The organism is Azospirillum sp. TSH100, assembly GCF_004923295.1.
Taxonomy (GTDB): domain Bacteria; phylum Pseudomonadota; class Alphaproteobacteria; order Azospirillales; family Azospirillaceae; genus Azospirillum.
In genome coordinates this window covers 911,631-928,119 of record NZ_CP039634.1, presented here as the reverse complement: position 1 = coordinate 928,119, position 16,489 = coordinate 911,631, and the positions used below count along the sequence as shown (strand labels likewise).

Annotated in this window: 18 protein-coding genes; 9 read left to right on the top strand and 9 right to left on the bottom strand. The window is 66.5% G+C overall.

Annotation, left to right across the window (positions count from 1 at the left end; translation table 11 throughout):
* Positions 1 to 5: 5 nt before the first annotated feature.
* Both E6C72_RS04475 and E6C72_RS04470 read right to left on the bottom strand, forming a co-directional pair.
* Positions 6 to 380, bottom strand: coding sequence for a ferredoxin (locus E6C72_RS04475; protein ID WP_109084891.1), 375 nt, complete (start codon positions 378 to 380; stop codon positions 6 to 8).
* Entirely contained in the window at positions 377 to 628 is a 252-nt protein-coding gene (locus E6C72_RS04470) for a DUF6489 family protein (RefSeq protein WP_109084892.1), read from the bottom strand. The genes E6C72_RS04475 and E6C72_RS04470 overlap by 4 nt, the downstream gene beginning before the upstream one ends.
* Before the next feature lie 182 nt (positions 629 to 810).
* Here E6C72_RS04470 and E6C72_RS04465 point away from each other — a divergent pair, with 182 nt between their 5' ends.
* The 3 genes from E6C72_RS04465 to E6C72_RS04455 are packed head-to-tail and all read left to right on the top strand — an operon-like array spanning position 811 to position 4,415.
* Positions 811 to 2,862 (top strand): thioredoxin domain-containing protein, encoded by a 2,052-nt coding sequence (locus tag E6C72_RS04465; RefSeq protein ID WP_109084893.1) that lies wholly within the window; start codon positions 811 to 813, stop codon positions 2,860 to 2,862.
* A gap of 34 nt (positions 2,863 to 2,896) precedes the next feature.
* Positions 2,897 to 3,394 (top strand): methylated-DNA--[protein]-cysteine S-methyltransferase, encoded by a 498-nt coding sequence (locus E6C72_RS04460; protein ID WP_109084894.1) that lies wholly within the window; start codon positions 2,897 to 2,899, stop codon positions 3,392 to 3,394.
* Positions 3,395 to 3,440: 46 nt separating this feature from the next.
* Complete coding sequence (locus E6C72_RS04455) at positions 3,441 to 4,415, top strand: quinone oxidoreductase (protein WP_109084895.1); 975 nt, start codon at positions 3,441 to 3,443, stop codon at positions 4,413 to 4,415.
* Between the two features lie 38 nt (positions 4,416 to 4,453).
* On the opposite strand, the gene dnaQ is transcribed toward E6C72_RS04455, so the two are convergent.
* From dnaQ to E6C72_RS04430, 5 genes are read right to left on the bottom strand one after another with little or no spacing between them, the layout of a single operon-like run.
* Positions 4,454 to 5,137: a DNA polymerase III subunit epsilon gene (dnaQ, locus tag E6C72_RS04450; RefSeq protein ID WP_109084896.1), complete on the bottom strand. Its 684-nt coding sequence runs from the start codon at positions 5,135 to 5,137 to the stop codon at positions 4,454 to 4,456.
* Entirely contained in the window at positions 5,130 to 5,774 is a 645-nt protein-coding gene (coaE, locus tag E6C72_RS04445; protein ID WP_109084897.1) for a dephospho-CoA kinase, read from the bottom strand. The genes dnaQ and coaE overlap by 8 nt, the downstream gene beginning before the upstream one ends.
* Positions 5,775 to 5,784: 10 nt before the next feature.
* Positions 5,785 to 6,666, bottom strand: coding sequence for a shikimate dehydrogenase (locus E6C72_RS04440; protein WP_109084898.1), 882 nt, complete (start codon positions 6,664 to 6,666; stop codon positions 5,785 to 5,787).
* Complete coding sequence (locus E6C72_RS04435) at positions 6,663 to 7,277, bottom strand: nucleoside triphosphate pyrophosphatase (RefSeq protein ID WP_109084899.1); 615 nt, start codon at positions 7,275 to 7,277, stop codon at positions 6,663 to 6,665. The genes E6C72_RS04440 and E6C72_RS04435 overlap by 4 nt, the downstream gene beginning before the upstream one ends.
* Entirely contained in the window at positions 7,274 to 8,113 is an 840-nt protein-coding gene (locus E6C72_RS04430) for a pyruvate, water dikinase regulatory protein (RefSeq protein WP_109084900.1), read from the bottom strand. The genes E6C72_RS04435 and E6C72_RS04430 overlap by 4 nt, the downstream gene beginning before the upstream one ends.
* A 516-nt stretch (positions 8,114 to 8,629) precedes the next feature.
* Here E6C72_RS04430 and hemE point away from each other — a divergent pair.
* The 4 genes from hemE (at position 8,630) to rho (ending at position 12,951) form a co-directional block, all read left to right on the top strand.
* The gene (hemE, locus tag E6C72_RS04425; RefSeq protein ID WP_109084943.1) at positions 8,630 to 9,655 is read left to right on the top strand and encodes a uroporphyrinogen decarboxylase; all 1,026 of its coding nucleotides are present in this window, start codon (positions 8,630 to 8,632) and stop codon (positions 9,653 to 9,655) included.
* An 81-nt stretch (positions 9,656 to 9,736) separates the two neighbouring features.
* Positions 9,737 to 10,843, top strand: coding sequence for a ferrochelatase (gene hemH / locus E6C72_RS04420; protein WP_109084901.1), 1,107 nt, complete (start codon positions 9,737 to 9,739; stop codon positions 10,841 to 10,843).
* Positions 10,844 to 10,885: 42 nt separating this feature from the next.
* The gene (gene hemJ, locus E6C72_RS04415) at positions 10,886 to 11,314 is read left to right on the top strand and encodes a protoporphyrinogen oxidase HemJ (RefSeq protein WP_109084902.1); all 429 of its coding nucleotides are present in this window, start codon (positions 10,886 to 10,888) and stop codon (positions 11,312 to 11,314) included.
* Positions 11,315 to 11,694: 380 nt separating this feature from the next.
* Positions 11,695 to 12,951, top strand: a complete 1,257-nt coding sequence (gene rho, locus E6C72_RS04410) for a transcription termination factor Rho (protein WP_014249179.1) — start codon at positions 11,695 to 11,697, stop codon at positions 12,949 to 12,951.
* Between the two features lie 109 nt (positions 12,952 to 13,060).
* Here rho and secB read toward each other — a convergent pair whose 3' ends face one another.
* Positions 13,061 to 13,546: a protein-export chaperone SecB gene (gene secB, locus E6C72_RS04405; RefSeq protein ID WP_109084903.1), complete on the bottom strand. Its 486-nt coding sequence runs from the start codon at positions 13,544 to 13,546 to the stop codon at positions 13,061 to 13,063.
* A gap of 186 nt (positions 13,547 to 13,732) precedes the next feature.
* A complete protein-coding gene (locus E6C72_RS04400; protein ID WP_109084904.1) occupies positions 13,733 to 14,350 on the bottom strand; it encodes an FxsA family protein in 618 nt (205 codons plus the stop codon).
* Between the two features lie 221 nt (positions 14,351 to 14,571).
* Between E6C72_RS04400 and E6C72_RS04395 the strand changes: the two genes are divergently transcribed.
* On the top strand, positions 14,572 to 15,267 hold the full coding sequence (locus E6C72_RS04395) for a Tim44/TimA family putative adaptor protein (RefSeq protein WP_109084944.1): 696 nt from the start codon (positions 14,572 to 14,574) through the stop codon (positions 15,265 to 15,267).
* Between the two features lie 13 nt (positions 15,268 to 15,280).
* Positions 15,281 to 16,483, top strand: coding sequence for a murein transglycosylase A (locus E6C72_RS04390; RefSeq protein ID WP_109084905.1), 1,203 nt, complete (start codon positions 15,281 to 15,283; stop codon positions 16,481 to 16,483).
* Positions 16,484 to 16,489: the final 6 nt, after the last annotated feature.

Sequence of the window (16,489 nt, the reverse complement as noted above, 5' to 3'; positions counted from 1 at the left end):
GAGGATCAGCCCTGTTGCTCGGGTCGCAGCTCCCGCTGCTCCGTCGTCAGCAGCAGCCGTTCGACGCGGCGGCCTCCGCCCAGATGGGTTTCCAGGATTTCGTCGATGTCGCCGGTGCTGTGATAGGTGTACCAGACGCCTTCCGGATAGATCACCAGCGTCGGACCCAGCTCGCAACGGTCGAGACAGCCGGCGGAATTGATCCGCACCTTGCCATCGAAGCCGAGTTCGCGGGCTCGGGCCTTCATATAGTCGCGCAGCTTCTCCGACCCGTGGGCGGCGCAGGATCCGCGCTTGTGCCCGTCGGGCCGGCGGTTGGTGCAGCAGAAGACATGGGCTTCAAAGTAAGGTTTCTGAGATTCAACGGTTTGGTCGGTCACTTTCTTCCTTCCTGGCCCAGGGCCGACGCCATCTGGGACCAAAACATCTTTTGCATCTGTTCCATGCCCTGGATGCCGGCGGGAAGCCAGGTCTTCAGCATGGTCTCCGGATCCATGGCCTGGAGATTGGAACGCATCCGTTCCTGAATCTCCTGCATCATGGCATCCTGCATCGGCTTCACGTCGGGCAGACCCAGGAAGTGCCGAGCCTCATCCGGCGTGCAGTCGATGTCGACGGTGATTTTCATGGGCCCCCCTCCAGAGCCGGATCCGGCGCCCGGTGCGGGAGCGGTCCAGGCATTGGCCGTGTTGATTTTGGGGTTGAGCGCCGTGGCGGCTCATGCCCCACTATACAGATAGGATGCCCTGGCGCAACGCCACCCCGGCGCCACCTATTGTCTAAAGACACACCAACAGATCGGACACCGCCATGCCCGCCACTCCGTTGGGCGCGAACCTGCTGGGCCGGGAGACGAGCCCCTATCTGCTTCAGCACAAGGACAATCCAGTGCATTGGATGCCCTGGGGTCCGGAGGCCTTCGCCCGTGCGAAGGCGGAGAACAAGCCGGTTCTTCTGTCGGTCGGCTACGCCGCCTGCCACTGGTGCCACGTGATGGCGCACGAAAGCTTCGAGAATCCGGGGATCGCCGGGCTGATGAACGAGCTGTTCATCAACATCAAGGTGGATCGGGAAGAGCGGCCGGACCTCGACACCATCTACCAGTCGGCACTGGCACTGCTGGGACAGCAGGGCGGCTGGCCGCTGACCATGTTCCTGACGCCGGATGCGGAGCCCTTCTGGGGCGGCACCTATTTCCCGCCAGCCGCGCGCTATGGTCGTGCCGGCTTCCCCGAGGTGCTGCGCGGCATCGCCGGCACCTATGCCCAGGAGCCGGACAAGGTCGGCAAGAATGTCGACGCGCTGAAATCGGCGCTCGCCGGGATGGGGGAGAACCGGTCGGCCGGCGCGGTCGATGCCGGGGTGTTGGATCAGGTGGCGCAACGGTTGCTGCGTGAGGTCGATCCGATCCATGGCGGCATCGGCAACGCACCGAAATTCCCGCAGGTGCCGCTGTTCGAACTGCTGTGGCGGGCGTGGCAGCGCACCGGGCGCGAGCCGTTCCGCGAAGCGGTGACCCATACGCTGGCCAACATGGCGCAGGGCGGCATCTACGACCATCTCGGCGGCGGCTTCGCCCGCTACTCGGTCGATGAACGCTGGCTGGTGCCGCATTTCGAGAAGATGCTCTACGACAATGCCGAACTGCTCGACCTGATGACTCTGGTCTGGCAGGAGACGCGCGATCCGCTGCTGGAGACGCGCATCCGCGAGACGGTCGGCTGGCTGCTGCGCGAGATGATCGCCGACGGCGGTGGTTTCGCCGCGACGCTCGACGCCGACAGCGAAGGCGAAGAAGGGCTCTTTTACATCTGGAAGGAGGAGGAGGTCGACCGGTTGCTGACCCCGGCTTTGGATGCCGACGGGTTGGCGACGTTTAAGCGCGTTTACGAGGTGATTCCCCAGGGCAATTGGGAAGGCGTCACCATCCTCAACCGCCTGGGCGGTCTGACCCTGGCAGACGCGGCCATCGAAGCGACGCTTGCCAAGGGCCGGGAGATCCTGCTGCGGGCGCGGGCGAAACGGGTGCGGCCGGGCTGGGACGACAAGGTGCTGGCCGACTGGAACGGCCTGATGATCGCAGCACTGACCCATGCCGCCCTGGCCCTGAATGAGCCGGAATGGCTGGACGCCGCCGGCCGCGCCTTCGCCTTTGTCCGCGACCGTATGGACATGGACGGACGGCTCTGCCACAGCTGGCGGCACGGGCAGGGCAAGCATGCCGGCATGCTCGATGACTATGCCCACATGGCGCGCGCGGCCCTGGCGCTGCATGAGGCGACCGGCGATCCAGCGGCTCTCGATCAGGCTAAGACCTGGGTGGCGACGCTCGACGCCCATTTCTGGGATGCCACCAACGGTGGCTATTTCTTCACCGCCGACGATGCCGAGGGGCTGATCGTCCGGACCAAGACGGCCTATGACAACGCCACGCCCAGCGGCAACGGCACCATGCTGGCGGTGCTGACCACGCTGTTCCAGCGCACCGGCGAGGAGGCGTATCGCGACCGCGCCGAAGCACTCGCGGCCGCCTTCTCCGGCGAGTTGACACGCAACTTCTTCCCGCTGCCGACCTTCCTGAACGCGGTGGAATTGATGACGGCGCCGGTGCAGATCGTCATCGTCGGACCGCCCAAGGCAGCGGAGACGGAAGCGCTGCGCCGGACGGTGCTGGAGCACTCGCTACCCAATCGCATCCTGACCGTGCTGACACCAGGAGCGGATTTGCCTGCCGCTCATCCGGCACAGGGGAAAGGGATGCGCGACGGGGCGGCAACCGCCTATGTCTGCCGCGGCATGACCTGTTCGGCCCCGGTGACGGCGACCGCGGATCTGGCTGTGCTTCTGGCCAAGAAAAACTAGGTTTGGGAAAAGCTGAGCTTTTGGGGAGAAAACCATGGCGTGCCTTTCCATCGACAGCCCGCTCGGTCCCCTGATGCTGACCGGGGACGGATCCGCCCTGACCTCGGTTGGCTGGGGCCGCTTCAAACGGGACGATCCGGATGCGCTGCTGGTCGAGACTGCGGGCCAGCTTGAGGCTTATTTCATGGGACGGCTCCAGCGCTTCGACCTGCCGCTGAAGCCGGCGGGCACCGCGTTCCGGCAAAGCGTGTGGGAGGCGATGCTGGCGATCCCCTATGGCGGCACCGCCACCTATGGCGGGATCGCGAAGATGCTGGGCAGCGGGCCGCGCGCGGTCGGCGGCGCCTGCGGCGCCAACCCGATCCCGATCATCATTCCCTGTCACCGGGTGCTGGCGAGCGGCGGAGCGCCCGGAGGCTATTCCGGCCATGGCGGGCTCGACACCAAGGCGTGGCTGCTGGCGCTGGAGCGCCGGCATGCCGGCATAAGCCAGGGCAACGGTGCAGCAGCCGAGCAGTTCGCGCTGCTCTGAGGCCCGAGCGACAGTCAACGATCAACGACAAGGGAAACCAACCACCATGGTTCACGCGATCCGCATCCATGAGCACGGCGGGCCGGAGGTTCTGCGCTGGGACGAGATCGAGGTGGGAGAGCCCGGTCCGGGACAGGTGCGCATCCGCCAGACCGCGGTCGGGCTGAACTACATCGACACCTATCACCGCTCCGGCGCCTACAAGCTGCCGGATCTGCCGGCGGTGATCGGCATGGCCGGCACCGGCGTGGTCGAGGCGCTGGGCCCGGACGTCACCACGCTGAAGGCCGGTGACCGCGTCGGCTATGCCATGTCGATCGGCGCCTATGCCGAGAGCCGGCTGATCGCCGCCGACCGGCTGGTGCCGCTGCCGAGCTGGCTCGACGAGCAGGCGACGGCGGCCACGCTGCTCCAAGGATTGACCGCACAGTATCTGCTGCGCAGCACCTATGTCGTGCAGCCCGGCGACACCATCCTGGTCCAGGCCGCCGCCGGTGGGGTTGGGCTGCTGCTGTGCTCCTGGGCGTGGCATCTCGGCGCCATCGTGATCGGCACCGTCGGGTCGGAGGAGAAGGCCGAGTTGGCCAAGGCCCATGGCTGCCATCACACCATCGACTACACCCGCGAGGACTTCGTCGCACGGGTGAAGGAGTTGACGGACGGGCAGGGCGTGCCGGTGGTCTATGACGGCGTCGGCAAGACGACCTTCCTGAAGGGGCTGGACTGTCTGCGACCGCGCGGACTGATGGTGCTGTTCGGTGCCGCCTCGGGCGCGCCGGCACCGCTGGATCTGGGGGTGCTGGCGGCGAGGGGGTCGCTCTATGTGACCCGGCCGACGCTGGCAACCTACACCGCCAAGCGGGAAGATCTGATGGCCTCGGCCGCCGATCTGTTCGACGCGGTGAAGAATGGCGGCGTGACCTTCACGGTCAACCAACGCTTTGCGTTGAAGGACACCGCCGATGCGCACCGGGCGCTGGAATCACGGGCGACGACCGGGTCGACGGTGCTCGTGCCCTAGAACTTTGGATTGGGGGCGGAGTGCCGGATCCGTCCCCCTTACTCCACCGCCCAAAGCGGGTTCTTGATCTTCTTCAGCATCTCCGCATGCGCCGCAGCTTCTTCGTCGCTGACGGCGAAGACGCGGGCTTCCCGGAAGGGGCGGTCGATCCGGACCGGGCCCGTGGGGCCGCTCTTCGCCGTCGGGCCGCCGGCAAAGGACAGGCCGGTCTGCCGGCCGCCCAGCAGCTCCAGATAGACCTCGGCCAACAGCTGCGCGTCGAGCAGCGCGCCGTGCAGGGTGCGGTTGGAGTTGTCGACGCCGAAGCGTTTGCACAGCGCATCCAGGGTGGCAGGCGAACCGGGGAACTTCTGCCGGGCCATCAGCAGCGTGTCGATGGCGCGGTCCTTCGGCATCACCGGATAGCCGGCGATCTTCAGCTCCCAGTTCAGGAAGTGCATGTCGAAGGCGGCGTTGTGGATCACCAACGGTGCGTCGCCGATGAAAGCGACGAAGTCCCCGGCAATGTCGTTGAACAGCGGCTTGTCGGCCAGGAACTCGCTGCTCAGACCGTGGACGGCGAAGGCTTCCGGCGGCATGTCGCGTTCGGGGTTGAGATAGACGTGAAAGCGTTCGCCGGTGGCGAGGTGGTTGACCAGCTCGATGCAGCCGATCTCGACCAGCCGGTGACCCTCCTCCGGCTTGAAGCCAGTGGTTTCAGTGTCGAGAACGATTTCACGCATGATGGATCTGCCCTGGTTGATAGCCGCGCGGCGGCCAATGCCTGCCCGGCCGCCGCACCACGTCCCGCACAATGCCCTGAAGCGCCCGCCGCGTCACCAGCCGACCGGCGCCGGTCGGCACGACATAGTCGGCGCGCCGCCGCTTCTCCGGATCCGGCATCTGGCGGGCGAGGATGCCGGCGAACTTCTCCGCCGTCATGCCCGGCCGGGCCAGCACACGGGCGCGCTGGACGGCGAAGGGAGCCGAGACGACGATGGTCGCATCGACCCGCCGCTGGCCATTGGTCTCGAACAGCAAGGGGATGTCCAGCACGGCAATCCTGGCGCCACAGCGGGCGGCACGGACAAGAAAGTCGCGCTGTGCCGCCTGGACCATCGGGTGCAGGATCGCTTCCAGGCGTTTCAGCGCATCCGGGTCACGAAACACCGCAGCACCCAGCGCCGGCCGGCTGACCACCCCGTCGACCACCACCCCGGGGAAAGCTGCGTCGATCGCCGGCACCGCCCGGCCGCCGCGGGCGAGCAGCCCATGGACCACCGCGTCGGAATCGCATACCGGAGCACCCATCGCCTGCAGCATGCGGGCGGCGGTGCTCTTGCCCATGCCGATGGAGCCGGTCAGGCCCAGCACGATCATGGCCCGCGCCTCAACCTTCCAGGACGTAACGGGTCAATTCCGGCGTCACCTGCGGTTCGATCCCGAACCAGGCCTTGAAGCCCGGACGGGCCTGATGCAGCAACATGCCGATGCCGCCGGCCACCGGATTGCCGCGCGTCCTCGCTTCGGCGAGCAGCGGGGTTTCCAACGGCACATAGACGATGTCGTTGACCACCGCCGAGACGGGCAGGGCGCGCAGGCTGAGGTCCAGCGCCGGCTGTCCGGCCATGCCCTGGGTGGTGGTGTTGACCAGCAGGGACACACCGTCCAGGGCGGTTTCACGTGAAACCCAATCGACCACCGTCACGCCGCTGCTCAGCCCATCGCCATTCAGACCGACCGCAGCCAGATCCGCCGCCAGCTCCTCGGCACGGGCACGGGTGCGGTTGACCAGTCTGACCTCCGGCGCGCCGGCGTCGAGCAGGGCGACCACCACGGCGCGGGCGGCGCCGCCGGCCCCGATCACCACCGCCGGGCCACGCTCCGCCGTCCAGTCAGGCTGCTCAGCACGCAGATTCTCGATGAAGCCGAAGCCGTCGGTGTTGCCACCCACCAGCGCGCCGTCATCCGCCACCACGATCGTGTTGACCGCCCCCATGCGCCGCGCCGTTTCGTCCAGCCGATCGACGGTGCGGAAGGCGATCTCCTTCAGCGGGACGGTGACGTTGCAGCCACGGAAGCCCAGGGCGGGCAGGGCGCGGATCGCCTGTTCGGCACAGTCCGGCGCCACTGCCAGCGGCACATAGGCGCCATCGATCCCATACTGCCGCAGCCAGAAGCCATGCAGCCGGGGGGAACGCGAATGGCCGATCGGCCAACCCATCACACCGGCAATTTTAGCCTTCCCGCTGATAAAATGCAGCGCCGTCATTCCTTGCCCACCCCATGCACGCGCAGAAACCCGAGCAGCGGCAGAAGCGGCAGCCCGAGGATGGTGAAGAAGTCGCCCTCGACCCGCTGGAACAGCTGCGCCCCCAGCCCTTCCAGCTGATAGGCGCCGACCGAGTGCAGCACGTCGTTGCCGACGCGATCGAGATACTCGTCGAGAAAGGCTTCGGAGAAGTTGCGCATGGTCAGCCGGGCGCTGTCGACCTTATGCCAGATCCGCTCACCGTCGCGCACCACCACGGCACAGCTGACCAGCCGGTGCGTCTTACCGCGCAGATCGAGCAGCTGGGCGCGCGCCGCGGAGCGGTCGGCCGGCTTGTCGAACCAGCGCCCCTCGCAGTCCAGCATCTGGTCGGCGCCGATCACCAGCGCGCCGGGATGGCGGCGGGTGATGCGCTGCGCCTTCAACTCGGCCAAGGCCTCGGCGACGATGTCGGCGGAGACACCCTCGGCCCGGCCGGCAGCCTTCACCTCGTCCTCGTCGACCAGCGGCTTGTCGAGGATGGCGTTGATGCCGGCCTGCTCCAGCATCGCCGCCCGCGTGCGCGAACCGGACGCCAAAACCAGTTGGGGCACCAGAAGCGGCGCGCTCACGTCTTCTTTCCTTCCGGACTGAATTTGGCGCTCTGGCGGCGGGCGAGCAGCATCATGATCTCGGCCGCCGTCTCTTCGATGGAGCGGCGGGTGACGTCGATCACCGGCCAGCCGCGCCGGCTGAACAGGCGACGCGCCTCCTGAACCTCCGAGCGCACCACCTCGGGATCGGCATAACTGGAGCCTTCGCCCTGGTTCAGCAGCTTCAGCCGGTTGCGGCGGATCTGCACCAGCCGGTCGGGATCCTTGGTCAACCCGACGATCAGCGGCCGGGTCAGCAGATCCAGCTCCGCCGGCAGCGGGCTGCCGGGCACCAGCGGGATGTTGGCCGCCTTGATGCCGCGGTTGGCCAGATAGATGCAGGTCGGCGTCTTGGAACTGCGCGACACGCCGATCAGCACCACGTCGGCCTCATGCAGGTCCCAGTTCGACTGGCCGTCGTCATGGGACAGGGCGAAGTCGACGGCGTCGATGCGGCTGAAATACTCGGCGTCCAGCACATGCTGGCGGCCGGGCTGACGCTGCGATTCCACGCCCAGGAAGGCGGCGAGCGCGTTGATGAGCGGATCGAGCACGGGAATGCAGGGCACCTGCATTTCGCGGCAGAAATCCTGGAGCCGGCGGCGCAGCGTCTCGTCGACCAGCGTGAACATCACCAGCCCGTGATTGTCCCGGATTCCCTCCAGCACGAGGTCGAGCTGGCGGTCGGTCCGCACCAGATTCCAGAAATGCTCGATCGGCCGCACATCGTCGAACTGGATGACGCAGGCGCGCGCCACGCTGTTGATGGTCTCGCCCGTCGCATCGGACACGAGATGTAGGTGGAACTCTTTCATCCGTCCCCAACATTCTGTGGAGAACCCGGCCCAGATCTGTGGACAACCGGATCCGCCTGCGTTTCATCCCGGCTGGGGGACTCCTCCTCCCCGTTACGGCCAAGGGCGGAACAACTCCGCCGACCGCTTCGGAAGCTGGGAAGATCCGGCCCCGTCCGCCCTGTTATCCACGGGACTCCCGTTCGTCCAGCTATAGCATTTCCGCCGTTTCCGGCGGTAGTGCTCCGAATCGTCCACAGATCCGCGCACATGGCTGCACAAGCTCCCGGATCTGTGGATAGATTCTCTTGAGTCGGGGATCACCGTTATCCACAGCCATCCACCTCATCCTCTTCCTTTCTCCCTTTAAAAAATATAGTGAAGAAGAGGGGATAAACCCGTCCCGGAATCCCGCGCGGAATCGGCGCTGGAATCGCAGGGACTCAGATTCCAGAATCGCAATCCAAGGAACGCACCGCCTTGTCCGCCACCACCTCCGACGTCCAGAATCAGGCTTTCCAGCCTGCCCTGAAGCCGATGCTCGCCGCCCTGGCGGGAGAGGTGCGGTCGCGTCCGCCCTTCTGGCTGATGCGTCAGGCCGGGCGCTATCTGCCGGAGTATCGCGAGCTGCGGGCCAAGGCGGGCAGCTTCCTCGACCTCTGCTACAATCCCGACTTCGCGGTCGAGGTCACCCTGCAGCCGCTGCGCCGCTACGGCATGGACGCGGCGATTCTGTTCTCCGACATCCTGGTGGTGCCGCATGCCCTGGGGCAGCCGCTGGCCTATCTGGAAGGGGAGGGGCCGAAGCTGGATCCGGTCCGCAGCGTCGAGGACCTGAAGCGCCTGTCGCGCGACCGCTTCCACGAGACGCTGGCGCCGGTCTACGAGACGGTGCGCCGGCTCTCCACCGCGATTCCCGAGCAGACGACGCTGATCGGCTTTGCCGGGGCTCCCTGGACCATCGCCTGCTACATGGTCGAAGGGGCGGGCTCAAAGGAGTATGCCCATGTCAAGCGCTGGGCATATGGCGACCCGGCGGGATTCGGTCAGCTGATCGACCTGATCGTCGAGGCGACCGCCGACTATCTCTGCCGCCAGATCGAGGCGGGGGCGGAGACGGTGCAGCTGTTCGACAGCTGGGCCGGCGTGCTGCCGGTGGCCGAGTTCCGCCGCTGGGTGATCGAGCCGACGCGGCGGATCGTCGCACTGGTGAAGGCGAAGCACCCGAACACGCCGGTCATCGGCTTCCCGCGCGGCGCCGGCCACGCCTATGAGGAGTATGTCGCCGGGTCCGGGGTGGACGCCGTCGGGCTCGACACCACCGTTCCGCCGGTGTGGGCGGCGCAGACCCTCCAGACGCGGTTGCCGGTGCAGGGAAACCTCGATCCGATCATGCTGGCGGCCAGCGGCAAGGCGCTTGAGACGGCGACCCACGACATCCTGGCGGCGTTGGCCGGTGGACCCTTCGTGTTCAACCTGGGCCATGGCGTCATCCAGTCGACCCCGCCGGCCCATGTGGAGGCGCTGACGCGCATCCTGCGGGACTGGCCGGGGCAGGGCTGAGGCCATCACTGTTAAGCGGCTGAAAAAGCGACGGCGGGGGTCTGGACAGAGCGGCGGCGACGCTCCAGTTTAGCGGGCACCATGAGCCAGCAATTCCCCCAGACCTCCGCCTCGACCAATGCGGCCCCCGGCGGCTCGCCGCAGCGCGTCGCCGTCGTGCTGTTCAACCTCGGCGGCCCCGATGCGCCGGAGGCGGTGCGGCCCTTCCTGTTCAACCTGTTCGCGGATCCGGCCATCATCCGGCTGCCGAACCCGTTCCGCTTCCTGATCGCAAGCCTGATCAGCGGACGGCGGGCCAAGCCGGCGACCGCGATCTATGCCCAGCTCGGCGGCAAGTCGCCGTTGCTGGAGAACACGGAAGCCCAGGCGGCGGCACTGGAAGCCATGCTGGGCGCGGATCCGGCTGTTGCGGGGGCGGAGACCAAGGTCTTCATCGCCATGCGCTACTGGCACCCGATGAGCGCCGAGACGGCCGCCCGGGTGAAGGCCTACGCCCCGGATCTGGTCGTTCTGCTGCCGCTTTATCCGCAATTCTCCACCACCACGACCGCATCGAGTGCCAAGGCTTGGCATGAGGCGGCGCGGACCGTCGGACTGACGGCGCCGACGAAGCTGTTGTGCTGTTACCCGACCCAGGCCGGCTTCATCGACGGCACGGCGGACCTGATCCGCCCGCATTACGAGGCGGCCAGTGCCCATGGCAAGCCGCGCGTCCTGTTCTCCGCGCATGGGCTGCCGAAGAAGGTGGTGACCGCTGGCGACCCCTATCAGTGGCAGTGCGAGCGGACCGCTGAATCCATCGCCGCGGCGCTGGGCATCGACGATCTCGACTGGATCAACTGTTACCAGAGCCGCGTCGGTCCGATGGAGTGGATCGGTCCCAGCACCGACGCCGAGATCCGCCGCGCCGGACAGGACGGCGTGCCGATCCTTGTGGTGCCGATGGCCTTCGTCTCGGAGCATTCCGAGACACTGGTGGAGATCGAAGTCGAATACCGCCATCTCGCCAAGGAGGCGGGGGTGCCGCACTTCACCCGCGTGCCGACGGTGGGGGTGCATCCCGGCTTCATCGATGGGCTGGCCAAACTGGTGCGGCAGACTGTCGCGGGCAAGGCGGCGATCTGTTCGCAGAAGGGCGACCGGATCTGCCCGTCCAACTTCTCCGGCTGCCCGCAGGCGCGGTCCTGAACCGCAATTGCCGAACCGCAAAGACAAGAGGGGACACGCCCGGTGCTGTACGAATGGATCAAGGCGCTGCACGTCATCAGCATCATCGCCTGGATGGCGGGGCTGCTCTATCTGCCGCGCCTGTTCGTCTACCACTGCCAGGTGGTGGCCGGATCCGAGGCGTCGGAGACCTTCAAGGTGATGGAACGCCGCCTGCTGCGCGCCATCATGAACCCGGCGATGATCGCGTCCTATGTGTTCGGCATCACCATGATCCTGCTGACGCCGGAATGGATGAAGCAGGGTTGGCTGCATGCCAAGCTGCTGTTCGTGCTGCTGCTGACCGCCAGCCACATGATGATGGCCCGCTGGCGCCGGGAGTTCGCCGAGGACCGCAACACGCGTCCACAACGCTTCTACCGCATCGCCAACGAGGTGCCGACGCTGCTGATGATCGGCATCGTCATCTTTGTCATCGTCAAGCCGTTCTGACCGGCGTGCCGGTGAATCCCAGGTCTATCATCCTTCGGAAAAAGCGGAATCCGCGACCTTTGCGGGTTTCGCTTTCGTTTGACTTGCCTCCGCCGATCCGATAACCATGTCAGGACCACGGGGTTTTCGCCCCGTGGCCTCCCACGCCCACATCTGCCGATCCGACGCTCTGATCCTGAGCCGGGCCTGGTGGCTAGCGATCCGCTCCCGTGCGACCATTTTCCGGACGCCCTGGCGCGCCTTCGCCGAAGCGCCACCCGCTGCCCATCCGACGCGACCGCGTTGCGGCTTCCACCGCCCCCAGCCGCCGTCGGCCGGACCCTCCGGCACTCCCCACCCCCAAGGCCACTCCCCCGCATGACGATTTCACAGGCAATCCGATGCATCTCCAAGAGCTGAAGTGCAAAAGCCCCGCCGAACTGCTGGCGTTCGCGGAGGAGTTGCAGATCGAGAACGCGAGCACGCTGCGCAAGCAGGACATGATGTTCGCGATCCTGAAGCAGCTGGCCGAGAACGACATTCCGATCTTCGGCGACGGCGTGCTGGAGGTCTTGCAGGACGGGTTCGGCTTCCTGCGCTCGCCAGAGGCCAATTATCTGCCGGGTCCTGACGACATCTATGTCAGCCCCAGCCAGGTGCGCCGCTTCGGCCTGCGCACCGGCGACACGGTGGAAGGGCAGATCCGCTCACCGAAGGACGGTGAGCGCTATTTCGCCCTGCTGAAGGTCAACACCATCAATTTCGACGCGCCCGACAAGGTCCGTCACCGCATCAACTTCGACAATCTGACGCCGCTCTACCCGGAAGAACGCATCCGGATGGAGGTTGAGGACCCGACCAAGAAGAACCTCACCGGGCGCATCGTCGATCTGGTGGCGCCGCTCGGCAAGGGGCAGCGCGGGCTGATCGTGGCGCCGCCGCGCACCGGCAAGACGGTGATGCTGCAGAACATCGCCCATTCGGTCGCCACCAACCACCCCGAAGCCTATCTGATCGTTCTGCTGATCGACGAGCGTCCGGAAGAAGTGACGGACATGGCCCGTTCGGTCCGCGGCGAGGTCATCAGCTCCACCTTCGACGAGCCGGCGACCCGGCACGTTCAGGTCGCGGAAATGGTGATCGAGAAGGCCAAACGCCTGGTCGAGCATAAGCGTGACGTGGTCATCCTGCTGGACAGCATCACCCGTCTGGCCCGCGCCTACAACACGGTGGTGCCGTCATCGGGCAAGGTGCTGACCGGCGGTGTCGACGCCAACGCCCTGCAACGTCCCAAGCGATTCTTCGGTGCCGCCCGCAACGTGGAAGAGGGCGGGTCGCTGACCATCATCGCCACCGCGCTGATCGACACCGGCAGCCGCATGGACGAGGTGATCTTCGAAGAGTTCAAGGGAACCGGCAACTCGGAAATCGTGCTGGACCGCAAGCTCTCGGACAAGCGCACCTTCCCGGCCATCGACATCTCCAAGTCGGGCACCCGCAAGGAGGAGCTGCTGGTCGACAAGGGCACGATGTCGAAGATGTGGATCCTGCGCCGTATCCTGATGCCGATGGGCGTGACCGACGCGGTCGACTTCCTGGTCGACAAGCTGAAGCACACAAAGTCGAACAACGAGTTCTTCGAAAGCATGAACCAATAGGGGCATGCCGGCCGCCTTTCCCTCCTAAGGGAGGGCGGCACAGAAAAAGGGCGGGGACCTTTCGGTCTCCCGCCCTTTTCTTTTTCCCAACTCAGCTGGATTTGCTGTGTCAGAACGGAGGCTGCTGCGGCGCGGCTTCCTGGGCCGACTGGCGATGATACAGCTCTGCGAAGTCGATCGGGTTGATCATCAGCGGCGGGAAGCCGCCTTCACGGGTAGCGCTGGAGATGATGGCGCGGGCGAACGGGAAGATCATCCGGGCGCCTTCGATCATCAGGACCGGGCGGTGATGCTCTTCCGGCAGGCCGGGGAACTGGAACAGGGCGCCATAGGCCAGCTCGACCAGGAAGGCGACGGACTCGCCCTGGCGGGCTTCGCAACGCAGGTTCAGCGTCAGTTCGTAGAGATCGTCGCCGACCTTCTGGCCCTGGACGTCGACACCGATGTTCACCTGCGGCTGCGGCTGGTTGGGCAGCAGGCTCTGCGGGGCGTTGGGGTTCTCGAAGGAGAAGTCCTTCACATACTGCGCGAGGACATGCATCGGCAGCGAGGACGTCTGCTGCTGCTCGGCGCCGTTGCTCATCTGATCGGACATAACGGACTCCTAATCGCCGGTCCGCGTCCCGGCCCCAGACAGGGCAGGGGCGGCGGACCGACCCGGATGTGAGGTGACGGGATTTGGTTCGCGACGGTTGTGCCTTCGCCCAAAGGGCTGGCTATCACGGATCGACCGTCCTGCCAACGGAAACCACCGGCCGGAAACCAGCTACCGGCCGGCGGCTCAGTGCCGCTCATCCGGACGGTGCTTCCCCCATTGGGAGTCGGTCAGCCGCGGGGCGTCGTGGTCGTCCGCCTTCTCGCCGGGAGTGACGTCGCGGTAATCGCCGTCGATCACGCCGGGGGTGGGACGGAACGGATCGTCGGCGCGTCTGGGACCTTCTGTACCGAAGTCCGCACCGCCGACATCCTGGCCAAAATCCCGGCTAAAATCCTGGCCGAAGCCTGCTGCTCCGAACCCGCCTTTGCCGGTGGTGGTGAAGACCGGCATCCCGGTGCTGAGGCGACCGAGCAGCCAGCGGCCGATGCCGCGGCGCAAGGGCCGGATGAGCAGCATGATCCCCAGAATGTCGGTCAGGAAGCCGGGGATGATCAGCAGGATGCCGGCCAGCACGGCGCAGAAGCCGTCCAGCACGGTGCCGATCGGTGCCTCCCCCCGCGCCGCCGCCGCCTGTGCCCGGCTCAGAGAGGCGAGCCCCTGGTGGCGGACCAGCAGCATGCCCACCACTGCTGACAGGGCCAGCAGCCCGATGGTCGGCCCGGCGCCGATCCAATCGCCGACCTGGATGAATCCGACGATCTCCAGGATCGGCAGAAGAAGGATCAACAACAGGGGATTCATGGTGTCCTTGCTCTTCGGGCTCGCTGCCCCTATCTAGGTTTGGATAGGTCGTCCGGCGGAAACACCGGCTGCCTGATCCAATCGGCCGTTGCTGGCGGGCAAACAACACGTAATGCCGGCTGGCGGCAAGGTCCAGAGGCGGGCCGGATCCACCGGCGATTTCGCTTTGGCGAAGAGCCCGCGACACGTCGTTTTGGCTGTTGTTTTGGAAGGAACAGATGATGGGAGACGGGTTCGTGTTCATCGAGATCGTGATCTTCGCGATGATCGCGGCCTTCCTCGTCTATCGGCTGCGCAGCGTCCTTGGCCGCCGGACGGGGGAGGAGCGGCAGCGCTCCAACCCCTTCACGTCCGCTCCCGGTACGGCGAAGCCCGACAATGTCGTGACCATGCCGGAGCGCAACCGGCCGCGGCCGGATGTCGCACCTGGTGCAGACGTGATCGCTTCGGACGAGCCGCTGTCGCTCGCCGCCTCGATCGACCAGATCCGGGCCGCCGACCCGAATTTCGACGAGAAGCATTTCCTGGACGGCGCCAAGGCCGCCTTCGCCATGATCGTCGACGCCTTCGCCCGCGGCGACACCGCGACACTGCGCCCGCTGCTGGCCGACGACGTCTATGACAGCTTCGCCCGCGTCATCCGCGACCGTCAGGCTGCCGGCGAACAGCATGAGTCCCGCATCGAGCAGGTGCGTGAGGCCGAAGTGGTGGAAGCGAAGCTGGATGCCGGTCGCACCGCCCGTGTCACCGTGCGTCTGGTCTCCGATCAGGTGAATGTAGTGCGCGACCGCGCCGGCGCCGTCGTCGATGGCGATCCCAAGGCGCTGGTGGAGAACACCGACGTCTGGACCTTCGCCCGCAACCTGCGTTCCCGCGATCCGAACTGGGCCCTGGTCGAAGTGCGGCCAGTTCAATAATGAACCAGCACTGATGGCACAGCCTCACCGTACCGGTTTCAGCGCCATCGCCCTCTTTGGGGCGGTGGCGTTGCTGTTTTCGGCCTGCGCCCCCAAGGAGGAGGCCAAGCCGCCGCCCGATGCCCTGACCCTGGCGCCGCTGTCCTTCGCCGACTTGGCGGGTTGGCGAAGCGATCCGGTCGCCCAGGCGGTACCGGCACTCGCCCGCTCCTGCGCCCGTTTCAAAAGCCAACCGGCGGACCGGCCGGTCGGGCCGAACGGGGTGGCGGGGACGATCGGCGACTGGCAGGGACCTTGTGCCCAGCTGGCGGATCTGCCTGCCGGTGACGATGCCGCCGCCCGCGCCTTCTTCGAGGCGAACTTCACTCCATATGCCGCCGGCAACAACGGCACGCCCGACGGACTGTTCACCGGCTATTACGAAGCCGAGCTGGAAGGCAGCCTGCGGCCGGATCCGGCCTATCCGGTGCCGCTCTACCGCCGGCCGCCCGATCTGGTGATGGTCGATCTCGGCGACTTTTCCGACCGCTGGAAGGGGGAACGCACGGCCGGCCGGGTGGTCGACGGCAAGCTGAAGCCCTACGAGGACCGTGCGGCCATCATCGCCGGATCGTTGAAGGGCAAGGGCCTGGAACTGGTATGGGTGAAGGACCCGATCGGTGCCTTCTTCCTGCAAATCCAGGGGTCGGGCCGGATCCGGCTTGCCGACGGCAGTGAGACACGCATCGGCTACGCCGCCCAGAACGGCCACAAATATGTCGCCATTGGCAAGGAACTGATCGACCGTGGTGCCTTGAAGCGGGAGGAGGTCTCGCTCCAGACCATCCGCGACTGGCTATTGGCGCACCCCGATCAGGCGGCGGCGGTGATGAACGTCAACCCGTCCTACGTCTTCTTCCAGCCGCTGACCGGCGATGGTCCGAACGGCGCCCAGGGCGTGGCGCTGACCCCCGGCCGCAGTCTGGCGGTGGACTCGAAGTTCATGCCCTACGGCGTGCCGGTGTGGCTGGATGCCGACGATCCGGTCGAGGCCGGGCAGCGGTTGCAACGGCTGCTGGTCGCCCAGGACACCGGCGGGGCGATCCGCGGGCCGGTGCGCGGCGATGTTTTCTGGGGCCACGGGCCCGAGGCGGAGCGCAGGGCCGGGGTGATGAAGAGTCGCGGTACCTACGCGTTGCTGCTACCGAAGAGCGTGAAGGCCGCCGCCGGCGGGTAGAAGCCC

Bases quoted from the DNA above. Each gene is read 5' to 3' on its own strand.
- hemE (WP_109084943.1), top strand. From the start codon at position 8,630: ATGCTCGCCGCCCTGGCGGGAGAGGTGCGGTCGCGTCCGCCCTTCTGG.
- E6C72_RS04465 (WP_109084893.1), top strand. From the start codon at position 811: ATGCCCGCCACTCCGTTGGGCGCGAACCTGCTGGGCCGGGAGACGAGC.
- E6C72_RS04395 (WP_109084944.1), top strand. From the start codon at position 14,572: ATGGGAGACGGGTTCGTGTTCATCGAGATCGTGATCTTCGCGATGATC.
- coaE (WP_109084897.1), bottom strand. From the start codon at position 5,774: ATGATCGTGCTGGGCCTGACCGGCTCCATCGGCATGGGCAAGAGCACC.
- E6C72_RS04440 (WP_109084898.1), bottom strand. From the start codon at position 6,666: ATGACGGCGCTGCATTTTATCAGCGGGAAGGCTAAAATTGCCGGTGTG.
- E6C72_RS04430 (WP_109084900.1), bottom strand. From the start codon at position 8,113: ATGAAAGAGTTCCACCTACATCTCGTGTCCGATGCGACGGGCGAGACC.
- dnaQ (WP_109084896.1), bottom strand. From the start codon at position 5,137: ATGCGTGAAATCGTTCTCGACACTGAAACCACTGGCTTCAAGCCGGAG.
- rho (WP_014249179.1), top strand. From the start codon at position 11,695: ATGCATCTCCAAGAGCTGAAGTGCAAAAGCCCCGCCGAACTGCTGGCG.
- E6C72_RS04400 (WP_109084904.1), bottom strand. From the start codon at position 14,350: ATGAATCCCCTGTTGTTGATCCTTCTTCTGCCGATCCTGGAGATCGTC.
- secB (WP_109084903.1), bottom strand. From the start codon at position 13,546: ATGTCCGATCAGATGAGCAACGGCGCCGAGCAGCAGCAGACGTCCTCG.
- E6C72_RS04470 (WP_109084892.1), bottom strand. From the start codon at position 628: ATGAAAATCACCGTCGACATCGACTGCACGCCGGATGAGGCTCGGCAC.
- E6C72_RS04455 (WP_109084895.1), top strand. From the start codon at position 3,441: ATGGTTCACGCGATCCGCATCCATGAGCACGGCGGGCCGGAGGTTCTG.
- hemH (WP_109084901.1), top strand. From the start codon at position 9,737: ATGAGCCAGCAATTCCCCCAGACCTCCGCCTCGACCAATGCGGCCCCC.
- E6C72_RS04460 (WP_109084894.1), top strand. From the start codon at position 2,897: ATGGCGTGCCTTTCCATCGACAGCCCGCTCGGTCCCCTGATGCTGACC.
- E6C72_RS04390 (WP_109084905.1), top strand. From the start codon at position 15,281: ATGGCACAGCCTCACCGTACCGGTTTCAGCGCCATCGCCCTCTTTGGG.